This is a genomic window from Massilia arenae, from assembly GCF_008014745.1.
Taxonomy (GTDB): Bacteria; Pseudomonadota; Gammaproteobacteria; order Burkholderiales; family Burkholderiaceae_D; genus Telluria; species Telluria arenae.
Window position 1 is genome coordinate 67,746 of record NZ_VPFD01000022.1, and the last position, 15,464, is coordinate 83,209.

The window sequence follows — 15,464 nt, forward strand, 5'->3', positions numbered from 1 at the left end:
TGTTCCTATGCTTCCGGCGCTGTCGGCGTGCGCGTAACCCGCAATTCTACCTTGTGGTCACGGCGGTCGTCGCGCAGCACGACCGTCCAATCGGGGCAGGGTTGGCCGTCCAGCAGCATCTCTTCAGTACCCTCCGTGGCGCGCACCGTGATCTCGTAGAACGCGCCGCGATGCCGGTAGCGCAGGCTGAAACCATCCCAACCCGGCGCCAGGCGCGGCCTCAAACGCAGCGCGTCGCCACGGCGTTCCAGGCCCAGCAGCGCTTCGACGAACAGCACGCAAGTCCACGCCGCCGAAGAGGTAGCGAAGCCGCCGGTGGCGCGGCCGGCATGCGGTGCGATCGTGCGCAGGCCACCGCTCATCAGGTAGGGCGGCCCGTCGCCCTGCGCCATCGGGTCGAGCATGCGCGCCAGCTGCCATGCGCTGCCGGCGTCGCCCAGCCGTGCGAAGCCGGCCGCGGCCCAGGCGGTGGCGCGGTGGTCCTGGCCAGGGCTCGAGCTCACTCGCTCGCTCCAGTCGCCATCCACCGGCGGATCGCAGCGCGGCACGGCGCCGTCGATGCGCAGGCGCCGCACCGCCGCGCGCAGCGCCTGCGGTCCCTGCGCCGCGCCGGCCTCCAGCGCCCAGCACTGGGTCGACAGCTCGACGCGGCAGGCGGCATTGGCGATCGAGCCGAGCGCCGTGCTGCTGTCCAGCCAGGTCCAGCGGTACCAGTCGCCATCCCAGCCGTGTTCCTCGCATTGGGCGCGCAGCGCCAGCGCCGCGCCGCGGCAGGTGGTGGCGAAACCGAAGTCGCCGCGCCGGTCGGCCACCTCGGCGAAGCGCTGCAACACGGCCGCCATGAAGAAGCCCAGGCGTACGCTTTCGACGCGGCCGGCGACGCCTTCCTCATGCAGGCGCCCCGCCGCCGGCGGCAGGCCGCGCGGCCCGAAGCGCAGGCAGCCGCGCAGGCCGTGCACGCAGTGCTGGTACAGATCGTCACGGTCCGACACGGGCACCGCCAGCAGCGCATGGTCTTCCGTTACCGACAGATAGTGCGTCAACGCGTAGGGCAGCCACAGGAAGTCCTCGACATCGGCCCCCGTCGTGAATGCGGGCGCGGCGCCCAGCAAGGCTTCGCGCAGCAGTTCGGGGCGGGCGTGGACGCAGGCCAGGGCCGACTGCAGGCGCAGCGCCGGATCGCGCTCGCCCATCATGGCGCCGAGCGCCTGGTAAGGCAGCCAGCGGTTGACGCGCAGGTCGAACCCGGGGTCGGGCGTGTGCACGGTGAGTGCGCCGAGCGTGTGCTCCCACCAGTCGCGCAGGCGCTGCCATGCGGCGGCGGCGGCTTGCGCCGTGCCATGGCGCTGCACGACCGCGCTGGCGTCCAGGCTGCCCGGGCCGGCCACGCCCAGCACGAACACCAGTTCGCACTCGGCGCCCGGCTCCAGGGTGACGCCGACCTGCAGCGCCGCGCACGGGTCGAAGCCCGCGCCGGCGGCGTCCGACAGCCCGGCACGCTCCAGCGCCGCCGGCCGCGCGATGGAGCCCAGGCTGCCGATGAACTCCTGGCGGTCGCAGGTCACGGCGACCTGCTCGGCGTCGACGTGGAAGAACGCGACCTTGTCATGGAAGCCCGCGCCGAAGGCATTGCGCGCCAATAGCGCGCCGCTGGCCAGATCGCGTCCGGTCACCACCTGGAGGCCTGGCGCTGCGTGGCAATCGTCCAGCAACCACTCCACATAACCGGTAACGCTCAGGCGGCGCGGCGCATCGCTGTCGTTACGCAGGCGCAGCACGCTGTACTTGAGCGGCGCGTCCTGGGCAACGAAGCAGCGCAGCGCGGAATCGATGCCGTGGGCGCGGTGTTCGAACACGCTGTAGCCGATGCCGTGGCGCGTCGTGTACGCCTCTGGCGACGGCGCCGGCCACGGCGTAGGCGACCAGACGGCGCCGCTGTCCTCGTCGCGCAGGTAGAAGGCTTCACCACCCTGGGGCGCGACCGCATCAATGTCCCCCGCCGTCAGGCGCGTGGCGCGCTCGCCGCTCCAGCTGACGGCATGGCCGCGCTCCGAGACGATGCTGCCGAAGGCATCGTTGGCCAGCAGGTTGATCCACGGCGCGGCAGGCGCGGCGATGCCAGGACCGCTGCGCACCACGTATTCGCGGCCATCCGGCGTGAAGCCGCCGGTGCCGTTGTCGAACATCAGTTCCGGCGCGGCCTGGGCCGATGATTCCGCGGTCCATGCCTGTGCCGGCGTGGTGGCGACGAATGGCGCCGCCACGGCGCTGCCCGCGCGCCCGGCGCGGCGCAGCTGGTCGGCCAGGTCGCCGCGCTCGCCCGTGAGCAGCACGCTGGCGGCGGCGCGCAGCAGGATGCGGTCTTCGTGCGGCACGTCTTCCTTCAGGTGCAGGTGCAGTCCGCCGGGCTGGTCGAAGCTGGACGGATCGACCAGCGGCACCGCCAGGTGCATCAGGGCTTCGCGCGCCGCGCGGCTGTCGCACAGGACCAGCAGGTCGACCGCCAGGCCGTGGCCGCGCCAATAGCCGTGGGCTTGCAACAGCTGGCGCGCGAGGCCGGTGTCCGGTCCCTCGCCCAGTTGCAGCAACAGCAGTGGCAAGTCGTCCGCGACGCCATACGCCGGCAAGTCAGCCCGCCCGCGCAGGTTGCGCGCAATGACGGCGGGATCGGCGCGCAGCGCCAGCGTGGGCTGCAGCAGGCATCCGGCCAGGCGGTTGATCAGTTGGGCGTCGGCTTCGCCGATCTCGGCGCGGCGCAGCTCGGCCTGGGCCAGGGTCCAGGCGGCCTCAATCGCGTGGTCGACTTCGTGAGCGACGCCATAGCGCGCCGCCAGCTCGCGCGCCAGCGCGCGGCTGGCGGCGGCGCCCAGCACCAGGTCGACCGTGATCTCCTGCCCCGGCGCCAGGGTCACGCCGCGCCGTAGCGCCAGCAGCGCTTCGTCGGGCTCCGGGTCCAGGCCCGGCAGCGCGCCGCCGTTGCTCACCGCCTGCGGCCGGCACAAGTCATGGCCGCGCCCGATGAAGCGCGCGCGATTCGTTTCCACGCTCGGCTGCCGCGCCATCGCGCGCACCGTCATGCGGTGCACCAGGACGGGTGCGCTGGCCTCGGTCACGCACAGCAGGCTGTCGGCGGCGCCGTCGAATTCGATCCGGATGCCGCTCCTGCCGCCCTCTTCCAGCGGCGGCCCGGCCAGCGCCACGCAGCCCGTCAACTCCAGGGTGCGCGCTTCTGTCGCGCGATTGACGATACGGATGCGGCGCAGCTCGACGTCGTCGCCAGGGGCCACCACCGCATCGGTGCGCATCTCGATGCCGTGGTCCACGCGGCGCAGGCTGGCCCGCCCTTCGGCCAGCACCGCCTCGACCTCGTCCGGCGCCGGCGCGCCGGGCAGCAGGACGTTGGCCCAGGTGGCGCCGGAGGCCGTATCGCGCACGTGAAGGGCCAGGCCGGTCTCGCCGTTTCCGGCGCGCGTCAACATGGCTCCGTCCCAACGGCTGGCGCCGGCGCCAGCGCTGTCGACGACCAGGTGGTAGCGGCCATTCGACAGCAGCTGGATTTCGGGCAGCGGCGAAGCGTCCGGCGCGAGCACGCGCGCGTAGGGGCGGGTCGCCGCGACGCCTTCAAGCGCCAGGCCGGCCTCGTAACGCAGGGGCGGCTCGGCGCCGGCGGCCGGCGCCGCCTCTTGCAGCAGGCCGAGCGCGGCGCGCAGTTCGGGATCGCGCATGAAGCGGCGCTGCATCGGTTCGCCCTGCAGGTGGCGCGCCAGCGCCAGCAGGGTCGTGGCCTGGTGGCGCGCGAGCTGGGCCCGCACTACCGCCTGGCGTTCACCCTGCGGCAGGCGCGCCGGGGCATAGTCGAGCGCCTCATGAAAGCCGCTTTCGCCCAGCAGCCCTTGCTCGGCCATGCGGCGCAGATTGGCCGCCGCCAGCGCCGGCGCCACGCTGAGTGCCAGCGCGGCGCCATGGGGCGCGGCGACCAGGTCGTCGGCCGCGCGCCGCTGCAGCGCCGCGGCGTCCAGGCCGAAATACCCGACGCGGTAGCGCGCCGCCGCATCGACCGCGTTGCAGCCCGATTCGGTATAGCCCCACAGCAGACCCCGGCCCCTGGCATGGGCCGCCTGCAGGCGCGCCACCGCGCGGCCGGCGTCGTCCAGCAGGGTGTCGCGGAACGATGGCATCACGAGCTGCGGCGCCAGATAGTCGGCCAGCGCGCCCGTACGCGACAGCAGCAGCGCGCCGCTCCCCGTCATGCGCAAGGGACGGCCGAGCGCCCACCAGTGCCGCTGCGGCAGCTGGTCCTGGGCGACGGCGGCGAAGCTGGCCATGCGCGCCGCGGACGCCAGCAGGTCGCAGCTGTCGCCGTCCAGGCGCCCATCGCGCCCCTCGCGTACGTGACAGCCGGTGGCCAAGAGGCCCGTGGACGGGTCGACCAGCGCGCCGAAATCCATGCGCGCCGCTTGCCGCGCCTGCGCGGCCAGGCGCGCGATGCAGTCCATGCGTTCGCGCGCGCAGTCGCGCCCCTGTGCGACCAGCTGGGCCAGGCCCGCGTTGTCGCCTGGCGGTTCGACCGCGGCCAGCTCGCGCAAGGTCGGGATCCGGGTCAGGCCGGCATCGAGCACGTACTCCTGCACCGCGCGGGTCCAGGGCGTGAGCGCATGCAGGTCGTCCAGCTGCGCCGCGCACTGCCGCGCCAAACGTGCCGTCCAGGCGCGCAATGCGGGGGCGGCGTCGCCTGGCAAGCCGGCATCCAGCTCGGCCGCCTTGGCCGCGACCCCGCGCAGGCAGTCGGCCAGGCCCGGCAAGGTATCGGTGGCGCGGCGACGGCCCGGCGCCAGGGACTCGTCCATCGCGTCCAGCGCCGGCAGCAGGTCCGGCGGCGCATGCTCGCGCGTCACGCACAGCGTGGTGCGGATGCCGTCCAGCGCGGCCGCGTCGAAGATCGGCCGGTCCGGCAATTCGTCGAGGCCGGCGGCGAAGGTGCGCAGCGCCAGCGCCAGGCCGCCGCTGGCCGCGGTATCGACACGGGCCGGTTCGAGGGGAGCGAGCGTGACGCCGTCATACCATTCGAAGGGATGGCCATGCCAGCGTTCCAGCACGGCCACGGATGCCAGCGCCTGCTCGCTGCGCGCGAGCAGGCCGCCCAGCGGCAGATAACCGAAGTCGCGCGCGCTCAGGGTCGCCAGCAGGGTCAAGCCCATGCTGGCGGGCGACACCCGCTCGTCGACGGTGGGTTCGGAATGGTCGAACACGGCTTCCGGCGCCAGGCCGTGCCGGCCCGCGCCGTGCTGCTCGAAGAAGGCCCAGCTGCGGCGCGCCAGCGTGCGCAGGAACAGGGTCTGCCCCTTCGCCAGGCGCATGCCGCGCCGCGACGGCTGGCTGACCCACCAGGCCAGCACCGGCGACAGGAACCACACCAGCAGCAGCGGCGCGGTCGCGAACAGGGCGTAGGGGTTGGCGAAGGTCAGCAGCACCGCGACGCCGACCGCCAGCAGCGGCGCGAACCACATCGTGCGCCAGGTGTTCTCCATCGCGGTGCTGGCGCGCGCCAGTGCCGGCAGACGTAGTTCGAGCAGCTTGCGGCGGCTCACGTCGCGCCGCCACAGGCCGCGCACGACCGCGTCGGCATCGAGCCAGGCCCGGTGCGGCAGGAAGGCCAGCGCCAGCGCGGCGCGCACCAGGGTCGTGCGCGCGCCGCGCACCCAGGCGTCCAGGTGCTGGCGCAGCGGCGCATCCGGCGCGCGGCCGGCCAGCGTGGCAAGCAGGTCGAGCAGCGCCGGCAGCCAGAGCGGCGCCAGGATGGCCACGGCCCAGAACACGGGCGCGGCCAGCAGGCTCCAGCACAACACGAGCAGCGCGATCGACGCCGGCGCGGCCAGGCTCCCGGCCAGCGTGTCGAACAGGCGCCGGCGCACCCGCGCGGCGCGCAGGCTATCGGCGCCCCGCCCGAGGCGGCGCGCTTCCTGCCAGGCGGCGCGCAAGGCGCGATGGCGACGCAGCACGTGTTCGCCATAGCTGCCCGGATGCGCGGCATCGAGCCGCAGGTCGTCCACGCGCGCGGCGCGCAGGCGGTCTTCCTCGACCGCGCCGGGTTGCGCCCGGCCCTCGTCGCGCAGCTCGAGACCCATCGCGCGGCGCCAGGCATCGACGTCGTAGATCGCGGCCCAGCCATGGCCACCGTCAGGCCACAGGCGCTGGTAGCGCATCGCGCCCGGCTGCGGCAAGGCGGTCCCGAGCCGTGGCAGCAGCATGGCATGGCCTTCCAGTACCCGGCCTGCTTCATCCTGCAACGGCCGGTGCAGCGGATGCGCCATCGCCGCCACCAGGCTGCGCGCGGCGTCGCGCGGCAGGCCGGTATCGGCATCGAGCGCGATCACGTAGCGCATCTCGGCCGCGCCGCCGAGGTTCCCGACCGCGAGCGCGAAGCGTTCGCGCGCACCGCACAGCCAGGCATCCAGGTCGGCCAGCTGGCCGCGCCGCCGTTCGCGGCCGATCCAGGCTTGCTGGTCGTCGCTCCAGGTGCGCGCACGCGCCAGCAGCATGAAGGGGCGGTCCTGTTCAATACCGTGCTTGCGGTTGAGCGCCTCGATCGCGCCGCCCGCCTGGGCCAGCAGGTCGGCGTCGAGAGGCAGCGTTGCATCCGGTGCGTCGGGCAGGTCGAGCAACAGGCAGAAACGCAGGCGCGGATCGCGGTTGCCGAGGTAGCGCACCTCGAGATCTTCGCACAGCGCCGTGAGCTGCGCGGCATCGGCCGGCTGCGCCGACACGGCCACCAGCGTGCGCGCATCGTCAGGAATGCCGGCCGCCACGTCGATGCGCGGCATGGCCTCGGGCCGGCCAAGCCAGCGCCCCGCCATGTCCATCAGGGCGCGCGCCAGGGCGCCGGCGACCGGCAGCGCCAGGATGCCCATCAGGACCAGCAGCAGCGGCCCGGCCCCGCCCTGCCAGGCGTGAACCAGGCCCGCTCCCGTAAACAGCAGGGCCAGCGCAGCCGTGGCGCCGGTATGCATGCCGGGGGAAGCACCCTGTAATGCAGCGCGAACGCGCGGTGCCCATCCACGCCGTCCGCGCAACCTGGCCTCGAGCGTCGCCAGGCCAGGGCCGGCCAGGTAATGGCCCACGTGGCGGATGCGCGTATCGAGCCCGCCCTCGCCCGGCGCGCGATGCACGCCGGCCAGCGCAATCGCCTCTTGCGCCACCGCGGCCTCGCTCACGCCAAGCGAGGCCGCCAGGCGCGCGATCGTGTGGCGATAGCGGTCGCGCGTGGCGCCGTCCATGCGCGCATAACTGCCATCCGGATCGTCGCGCAGCAGCGCATCGACCACGCCCAGGCGCTCGGTGAATGCACGCCAGTCGACGCCGCCGAGCGCGCGCAGGCTGGCCAGGGCGTTGCCGGCGACGACGGCATCCTGCGCCTGGCTGCTCCTCTCGTCCTGCGTCAACGCGGCGATGCTGCCCTGCCCATCCGCCAGGCGCGCGTCGAGCCAGTCCGCTACCCGTGCCAGCGCCGCGCCGCGGCCCTGCAGGCGGCGCGCCAGTTCGGCGATGAAAGCGCCGTTGTCCGCATCTTCGCTGCGCGCCATGTCGGCGAACAGCAGTACCAGGTCGCCCGGGCGGGCCTCGGCGGTGTCGAGAAAGCGCGCGGCCCAGGCGGCGGCGCGTTCGCGGCCGGCGCAGGCATGCGCGGCGCGCGCCGCCAGGGCGGCCAGCCGGTCGATCAGCGAGAGACGCAACAGCGCGGGCAGCGCATCGAGTTCGGCGACACGCAGCGGCGCGTCCTGCTGGCTGGCGGCGAGAATGCTTGCCAGTTCTTCGGTATCGACGACGCCGTCGGCGCGCGCCACCGCGTCGACCGCCAGATCCCAGACACGCGCGGCGCCACCGTGGGCGGCGACTTGCCGCGCTTGTGCGCGCGCCAGCCGCAGCTGGGTGTCGAGCAGGTGGTAGCCATCGAGCAGGCGTGCGCCGGCGGGCGGCAGTTCGATCCCGGCGCGCATGGCGCGGTCGAGCGTATCGCAGGAACGAACGATGGCCTCCGCATTCGCGGCCAGCAGCGCCACGGGGGCGGTGGCGCCGGCGCCATGTGGCGCATGCTGCCCGGAGGGCATCTTGTCGTTCTCAACTTTCAACGGGGACCTCGGGGTGGAGGCGTGCGCGGTGGGACACCCTGGGGTAGTCAGGGCAAGAGACCAGACAAACAATGCTGGGCGCGCACGGCTGACTCCATGCTAGGGAAAGGACCGGAAAGTTACCGTGCGCTGGCGTACACACACCGCCTGCCGGGCTGGCAGGCGGCCGGGATAAGCTCTTACTCAGGCAAGCGCGAAGCCGCCGGCCAGCGAGCAGGCGCGCGGATGACCCAGGGCGCGCAGGGTGCGCGCGGCGCGGGCGCTACGTGCGCCGCTGCGGCACACGAACAGCAAGGGGCGGGCATCGACGCCCAGCCAGGCGGCGGCGTGTTCGGCCACGCTCGCCAACGGCACGTTGAGCGCCATGCGGCCGTGCAGCTCAACCTGGCCGGCGACGCTGTGCTCGCGCGCATCGCGCACGTCGACCACGATGGCGTCGGGATGGGCAGCGAGCCAGCCGCGCGCCGCGATGGCGTCGAGCTCCATGCCAGCCTCCAGCGCGGCATCCGGCTGCGCTGCCGCTGGCGCCGCAGCCGGTGCAGGCGCCGGCATTGCCAGCGCCGCCCCGCAGCGCGCAATGCGCTCGCACGCCTGTTCCAGCGCGGCTTCGTCCAGCAGCGGTCCGATCGACAGGCGCACCGCCGACGCGCTGCGCCAGGCCGGCAAGCCCATCGCATCGAGCACATAGCTCGGCGCGGCCTTCGATGCGGCGCAGGCCGAGCCGGCGCTGACGCGCATGCCGGCGGCATCGAACAGGTCGAGCAGCTCGGCGCTGGCGACGCCGGGGACCGAGAAGTTGAGCGTGGTCGGCAGCGCGTATGCCGGCGGCGCGTTGAACACGATGCCGGGGAGGGCAAGGGTCAGGGCGTCCGCCAGGCGCGCGCGCCAGGCCTGCAGCGCGCCATGGCCTAGAAAGGTGTCGCCGCGCTCCAGTGCTTCGAGCACCGCGCCCAGCGCCGCGATGCCGGCCATGTTCTCGGTGCCCGAGCGTTGATTGTCTTCCTGGCCGCCGCCGCAGATCAGCGGCGTGAACGGCGCGCCTTCGCGCACGTACAGCATGCCGATGCCCTTCGGCGCATGCAGCTTGTGGCCCGAGAACGGTGCGTAGTCGATGCGGCTCGCGCCCAGCTGCAAGGGCAGCTTGCCGAGCGCCTGCACGCAGTCGACCATCCACAGCGCCGGGCTGGCCGTCTCGTTCAACACCGCCGCGATGCCGTCCAGGTCGGACACGACGCCGGTCTCGTTATTGGCGGCCATGGTGCAGACAAAGGCGAGGCGCGGCGCCAGCGCGCGCAGCACGTCCAGGCGGTGGCGGCCGTCGCCGTCGACCGGCAGCACGCGCAGTTCGAGGCCGGTTCCCAGCAGCCGGTTCCAGTGCGCCAGGCTTTCGGATACCGCCTTGTGCTCGGTGGCGCCAATCAGCACGACGTCTCCGCAGGCCTCACCACGCGCCCGCCGTTCGCGCACCGCGCACAGCGCCGACAGCACCGAGGTCTGGATGCCCTCGGTGGCGCCGCTGTTGAACATCAGCCGTCCGCTCGGGGCGCCCAGCACCCGCCGTGCGCAGGCGCGCGCGCCCTCGCGCAGCGCGCGTGCGCGCAGGCCGCTCGCATGGCTGCTGCTCGGATTACCGAAGCACTCCTGCAGTGCGGCCATGGCGGCAGCGGCGGCGGCAGGCAGCACCGGCGAAGTCGCATTGGCGTCGAGATAGATTTCGGTGATCATGGATTAGCTGCCAAAGACATAAAAAAAGGTGTCGCACAACACGTTATTGTCCAGTAATATGGTACGGAGTTACGCCGATCAAAACGTCCCAAATTTCTCGATTTGCGGGCTGTTAATAGAATAATTATTCTTATAAACAAGCTTTACGGAATATGAACTCACTCGACAAGTTTGATTGTGCGATTCTCGCCGCCTTGCAGGCGGATGCAACCCTCTCCATCTCGGGCCTGAGCGAAAAAGTCGGACTTTCCAGCACGCCGTGCTGGAAGCGCGTCAAGCGCCTCGAGGAAGACGGCTATATCGAAAGCCGCGTCAGCATCGTCAACCGCCAGAAGGTCGGCTTGCCGGTCACCGTGTTCGTCAGCATCAAGACCACCGAACATGACGAAAAATGGCTGGCGCGCTTCGCCGCCGCCGTGATCGCCCTGCCCGAAGTGCTGGAGTTCCACCGCATGAGCGGCGACGTCGACTACCTGCTCAAGGTCGTCACCACCGACATCGCCGGCTACGACCGCTTCTACAAAAAGCTGATCAAGACCGCGCGCCTGACCGGTGTGTCGTCCGCCTTCTCGATGGAACAGATCAAGTCGACCACCGCCCTGCCGCTCGAATTGATCTCGCACGGCGTGCCTGCCTGAGTGTTTACACGGAGCGCCGTGCTTTCGCGCGGCGTGCGATCGTGCGATGATGGCGCCCGTTGACATCAACGGAGACCAAGGGAATGCGATCGAAAATAAAGATGGCGCCGCTGGCGCTGGCGGCGTTGTTCGCCGTTCAGGCAACCGCCGCGGAACAAATCGTGAAGATCGGCGTGAGCGGCCCGCTGTCGGGTTCCAACGCCTTCGCCGGCAAGGACAATGAGAACGGCGTGCGCCTCGCCATCGAGGAACTCAACGCGCAGAAGATCCAGGTGGGCGGTAACGTGCTGCGCTTCGTGCTGCAGTCCGAAGACGATGCGGGCGACCCGAAACAGGGCGTGACCGTGGCCCAGAAATTCGCCGACGCCGGCGTCAAGTACGTGCTCGGCCCGTACAACTCGGGCGTGGCGATTCCGGCCTCGCGCGTCTACAACGACAACGGCATCCTGATGTCGACCGTCGGCACCAATCCCAAGATCACGGCCGCCGGCTACCCGACGGTGTTTCGCATCGTGGCCAGCGACACGCAGGTAGGCGCGTCGGTCGCCGGCTATGCCGCCAAAGAGCTCAAGGTCAGGAACGTCGGCGTGATCGACGATCGCACCGCCTTCGGCCAGGGCATCGCGATGGAATTCAAGCGCCAGGCGCAGCAAGCCGGCATCAAGGTCGCGGGCCACGAATTCACCAACGACAAGGCCAGCGACTTCGCCGCCATCCTGACCTCGCTGCGCGCCAAGAAGGTGGACGCCATCTTCTTCGGCGGCTACGCTCCGCAAGGCGCGCCGATGGTGCGCCAGATGAAGCAGCTGGGCCTGAACGTGCCGCTGCTGGGCGGCGACACCCTGTGCAGCCCCGAGATGGCCAGGCTGGGTGGCGCCGCGGTCGGCGAGAACGTGCGCTGCGCGCAGGCCGGCGCCATCGTCGCCAAGCAGCCGGGTGGCCCGGCCTTCCTGGCCAGCTACAAGAAGCGCTTCGGCCGCGATCCTGACGTCTACGCGCCATCGTTCTATGACCAGACCAAGTTCATCGCCCAGGCGATCCAGCAGGCGAAGTCGGTCGACGCCAAGCAGGTCGGCGCGGCGATGCACGCGATCAGCTACCAGGGCGTGGTCGGCGCCTACGGCTACGACGCCAAGGGCAACCTCAAGAAAACGGCGGTGACGGTGTACACCTTCAAGAACGGCGCGTTGACGCCGCTGGCCAGCTACTGACCACTACAAGGAAAACAAGATGAGAGAGAACTTCAAGCTCGGCGCGCTGGCGCTTGGCGCCCTGCTCGCATGCGCATCCGTCCAGGCCGCGCCTGCGGCTGCCGCCGATGCTGCGCCAGCCAAACAAAAGGTCGCCACGACCGAAGCCGGCAAGGCGATCAACAAGCTGGTCGACGAGTACTACGAGGCCTATGCCCGCTTCGAGCCGGTGTGGGCGACCGAGAGCGGCGACGGCCGCTTCTTCGACCAGCTCGGCCTGTCGATCGCGCCGAAGAACCGCGAAGCGCAATTCGCGTTGTACCGCGGCTACCTGAAGCGCCTGGCCACGATCCCGCGCGAGCGCCTGAATGCGCACGAGCAGGCCAGCTACGACATCGTCAAGTTCGAGCTCGAGACCGCGCTCCGCCTGGGCGCCTTCCCCGAGCACCTGCTGCCGATGGACCAGATGTTCAATATGCCGGCTTTCATCGCGAACTACGCCGGCGGCGAAGGCGCCCAGCCGTTCGCCACGCCGAAGGACTATCGCAACTACCTGAACCGCCTGGACCAGATGGTGGCCTACATCGACCAGTCGATCGCGAACATGCGCGAAGGCGTCAAGCGCGGCATCGTGCATCCGCGCCAGCCGATCGAGTCGCTGCTGCCGCAGCTCAAGCAGCTGCAGGCCAAGAGTGCGGAAGCCAGCATCTTCTACACCCCTATCAAGAAGCTGCCGCAAGGCTTCTCGGCCGCCGACAAGCGCAGCCTGACGGATGCCTATCGCAAGGCGGTCGACAAGCTCAATCCGGCCCTGGACCGCCTGGCCAGCTACGTCGAGAAGGACTACCTGCCGAAGACCCGCACCAGCGCCGGCTGGAACGCGCTGCCGAACGGCGCCGAATGGTACAAGGCGCGCGTGGCGGCGATGACCACCACCGATATGACGCCCGAGCAGATCCACGCGATCGGCCTGAAGGAAGTGGCGCGCATCCAGGGCGAGTATGGCAAGATCGGCCCGAAGATGGGTTATACCGGCCCTGCCGCCGGCCTGCCGAAGTGGGTCTCGGAGCAGCCGAAGTACAAGCCGTTCACCACCGACCAGCAGGTGATCGAGGTGTTCCAGAAGCTGGACACGCAAGTGCGCGCCAAGCTGCCGGCCCTGTTTACCCTGATGCCGAAGGCGCCGCTGGAAGTACGGCTGGAGCCGGAACTGACGCGCGAAACCGCATCGGACCATTACTCGGCGCCGGCGGCCGACGGCTCGCGTCCGGGCGTGTTCTGGTCGGTCGTGAACGACCCGACCAAGTACGGCCGCACCGGCATGGTGACCCTGTACCTGCATGAAGGCCAGCCGGGCCACCACTTCCACATCGCGCTGCTGCAAGAGCTTGGCCTGCCCAACTTCCGCAAGTTCGGCGGCAACACCGCCTTCACCGAAGGCTGGGCGCTGTATGCCGAGACCCTGGGCAAGGAGATGGGCCTGTTCGAGCAGCCGGAAGATTATTTCGGTCACCTGAACGACGAGATGCTGCGCGCCGCGCGCCTGGTGGTGGACACCGGCATGCACACCAAGGGCTGGAGCCGCGACCAGGGCATCAAGTACTTCCGCGATACGCTGGGCTACTCCGAACTGGAAGCGCGCGCGCAGATCGAGCGCTATATGGTGATGCCGGGCCAGGCGCTGGCGTACAAGATCGGTTCGCTGAAGATCATGGAACTGCGCCAGCGTGCGCAGGCGGCGCTGGGCGATAAGTTCAGCCTGCCGAAGTTCCACGAGGTCGTGCTGGACGAAGGCACCTTGCCGCTGGCGGTGCTGGAGGCGAAGGTCGACCGCTGGATCGCCGCCTCGAAATAATCACTTCGTCGTCAGCGCCGCCAGCGCCTGCGCGATCTTCCGCCCTCCCTGGGCGGACGGTTCGATCGGCGAACAGGCGGCATAGTCCTGCGGTTCGGTGCACACCAGCCGCAGGTCGAGCAGCGCGAGGCCGCGCGATGCGGCCTCGCGAATGATCACATCGTTGAACACCGCCAGCGCGGTGCGCAGTCCCGGCGACAAGCCCGGCACCGCGTCATAGATCGTGCATACGGTCAGCGGCAAGCGGGTCGCCAGCACGGCATCCAGCATGCGGCAGTAGGCGGCGCGAAAATCGCGCTGCCACGCCGCCAGCAACTCCACCGCTTCCAGCACCGACGCCACCGGGCCGTGCATCGCGCCCAGCAATCCCAGCACGTCGTTGCCGCCGCAGCTCAGTACGAGGTGGGTCGGCGGCTCGTACAGCGCCGCCAGGCCGGGCAACTGGGCCGCCACGTCATCGAGTTCGCTGCCGTCGCGGGCCAGCAAGGTCACGCGATCATGCGGCGCCAGGCAGGCGCGCAGGTGATCGGCAACCGCCATTCCGGCCGGGACGTACGGCGCGTTGTCGAAGATCGAGTCTCCCAGCAGGACGATGTGGGCCATGTCAGTAGCCGTCCATGAACAGCACCATCTCGACGCCGCGCGTGGTCCATGGACCTTCGCCGCCGTCTGGCAGCGGCATCTTCGGATAATCGCCGCGATTGAGAATGTCGCGGATCTCTCGCACCAGGGCGCTGCCGGCGACCTGGCTCGCCCAGCTGCGGTAGCCCTGCGGCCAGGCGCTGGTGAGCGGACGGGGACGGGTGCCGCCCTGGCCTGGCACGGTGCCGATACCAGGGAACAGGGAGGCCGGAACGGCAATCCGGTCCAGACGACCGATGATGGCGGTGGCCACGCGGCTGTCCCAGATCACCTGCGGATGTCGCTGGCCGTGGTCTTCGAGGTGCGCCGTGGCGAACGCCGCCACCTTGGTCCAGCCGCTGTTCATGTGCGCTTTCGAGGCACCATGGTTGTTCAGGGCCGCCAGGAATACTTCCCGCACCGTCGCCGGCGTGACGGTCTCGGGATTCTGCGGCACACCGCCCCAGGCGAAGATGTCGTGCGCGAGCGCGACCGCCATGCTCCCCTCCTCATCGCCCCAGGCACGGTCGCTGTCCAGAATCTCGGCCAGTGCGCGCGCCCGCCCGGCCAATTGCTGCACAGCCGTGGAAGTGCGGACGTAATCCTGTGCCGGCAGCGGCCAGAAGTAGGCCTTCAGGCGCGCATCCCACCCCGTTACCGGTGCGCCGAAGGTCTTCTTGCGGTAGGCCGGCTGGAACGGCTCTGCATGGATCTGGCGTACCAGCTCCGCGAGATGGCCGGCTCGTCCATCCACCCGCGATGCGGCCGGCGCGGGCCTCGCCCCGGCGGTCGGTTCCTGCATGCGCGGCTCGGGCAACAGCGCGAGCGCGGCGTCGTTCGATTCCAGATCGGATTCGATCCTCGCCCGGGCCGCGACCAGCGCCGCCTCGCGTGCGGTGGCGGAAGCATTCCACGCTTCGATTGCCGCCGGGGTCAGCTGGACTGTCCTGGGGCTTGTCTCCAGCGGTTCGAACCACTTTGCATTGTCCCCATCGGCGAAGAAAGGCTTGGTGGCATGCATGCCGCCCAGGACGCCGGAGGCCAGGCGGAGCATGGTCTCGAAGCTGCAAGCCTTGCGCGGATTGCGCGCCAGGTAGACCGGCATCGAATCGATCGTATTGCCGCATACCGTGGTGGCTTTCAGTGGATCCGCGTGTTCCGGATGCCATTCGCTCATCAATTCATGCCACAGGGCGATGACCAGAAGCAGATCGGCCTGTCGGCGGCCTTGGTGTACAAACTGAATATGCGGCATGAGTAGATTCCTATCAAAAGTGCGCGGGTTGCAGGATGCATCGGCAAGCTCAAC

The 15,464-nt window shown here is 70.4% G+C and carries 7 protein-coding genes; 3 read left to right on the forward strand and 4 right to left on the reverse strand.

Going from position 1 to position 15,464, the window contains the following annotated elements; translation table 11 throughout:
• Positions 1 to 5: 5 nt before the first annotated feature.
• The gene (locus FVD38_RS18910; RefSeq protein WP_147936259.1) at positions 6 to 8,126 is read right to left on the reverse strand and encodes a GH36-type glycosyl hydrolase domain-containing protein; all 8,121 of its coding nucleotides are present in this window, start codon (positions 8,124 to 8,126) and stop codon (positions 6 to 8) included.
• A 183-nt stretch (positions 8,127 to 8,309) separates the two neighbouring features.
• Positions 8,310 to 9,851 (reverse strand): aminotransferase class V-fold PLP-dependent enzyme, encoded by a 1,542-nt coding sequence (locus FVD38_RS18915; RefSeq protein WP_147936260.1) that lies wholly within the window; start codon positions 9,849 to 9,851, stop codon positions 8,310 to 8,312.
• Between the two features lie 152 nt (positions 9,852 to 10,003).
• Between FVD38_RS18915 and FVD38_RS18920 the strand changes: the two genes are divergently transcribed.
• From FVD38_RS18920 to FVD38_RS18930, 3 genes are all read left to right on the forward strand, one after another.
• Positions 10,004 to 10,489 carry an Lrp/AsnC family transcriptional regulator gene (locus FVD38_RS18920; protein WP_123071687.1) on the forward strand — a complete coding sequence of 162 codons (486 nt, stop codon included), beginning with the start codon at positions 10,004 to 10,006 and terminating at the stop codon, positions 10,487 to 10,489.
• A gap of 83 nt (positions 10,490 to 10,572) precedes the next feature.
• Entirely contained in the window at positions 10,573 to 11,700 is a 1,128-nt protein-coding gene (locus tag FVD38_RS18925; protein ID WP_147936261.1) for a branched-chain amino acid ABC transporter substrate-binding protein, read from the forward strand.
• Between the two features lie 19 nt (positions 11,701 to 11,719).
• A complete protein-coding gene (locus FVD38_RS18930; RefSeq protein ID WP_147936262.1) occupies positions 11,720 to 13,534 on the forward strand; it encodes a DUF885 domain-containing protein in 1,815 nt (604 codons plus the stop codon).
• Here FVD38_RS18930 and FVD38_RS18935 read toward each other — a convergent pair whose 3' ends face one another.
• Positions 13,535 to 14,137 carry an SGNH/GDSL hydrolase family protein gene (locus FVD38_RS18935; RefSeq protein WP_147936263.1) on the reverse strand — a complete coding sequence of 201 codons (603 nt, stop codon included), beginning with the start codon at positions 14,135 to 14,137 and terminating at the stop codon, positions 13,535 to 13,537. It abuts the gene before it with no gap.
• Position 14,138: 1 nt separating this feature from the next.
• Positions 14,139 to 15,410 carry a hypothetical protein gene (locus tag FVD38_RS18940; protein WP_147936264.1) on the reverse strand — a complete coding sequence of 424 codons (1,272 nt, stop codon included), beginning with the start codon at positions 15,408 to 15,410 and terminating at the stop codon, positions 14,139 to 14,141.
• Positions 15,411 to 15,464 lie beyond the last annotated feature (54 nt).

What these genes read in the sequence shown, in the direction of transcription:
- FVD38_RS18915 (WP_147936260.1), bottom strand. Translation starts at nt 9,851, where the DNA reads ATGATCACCGAAATCTATCTCGACGCCAATGCGACTTCGCCGGTGCTG.
- FVD38_RS18920 (WP_123071687.1), top strand. Translation starts at nt 10,004, where the DNA reads ATGAACTCACTCGACAAGTTTGATTGTGCGATTCTCGCCGCCTTGCAG.
- FVD38_RS18925 (WP_147936261.1), top strand. Translation starts at nt 10,573, where the DNA reads ATGCGATCGAAAATAAAGATGGCGCCGCTGGCGCTGGCGGCGTTGTTC.
- FVD38_RS18930 (WP_147936262.1), top strand. Translation starts at nt 11,720, where the DNA reads ATGAGAGAGAACTTCAAGCTCGGCGCGCTGGCGCTTGGCGCCCTGCTC.
- FVD38_RS18935 (WP_147936263.1), bottom strand. Translation starts at nt 14,137, where the DNA reads ATGGCCCACATCGTCCTGCTGGGAGACTCGATCTTCGACAACGCGCCG.
- FVD38_RS18940 (WP_147936264.1), bottom strand. Translation starts at nt 15,410, where the DNA reads ATGCCGCATATTCAGTTTGTACACCAAGGCCGCCGACAGGCCGATCTG.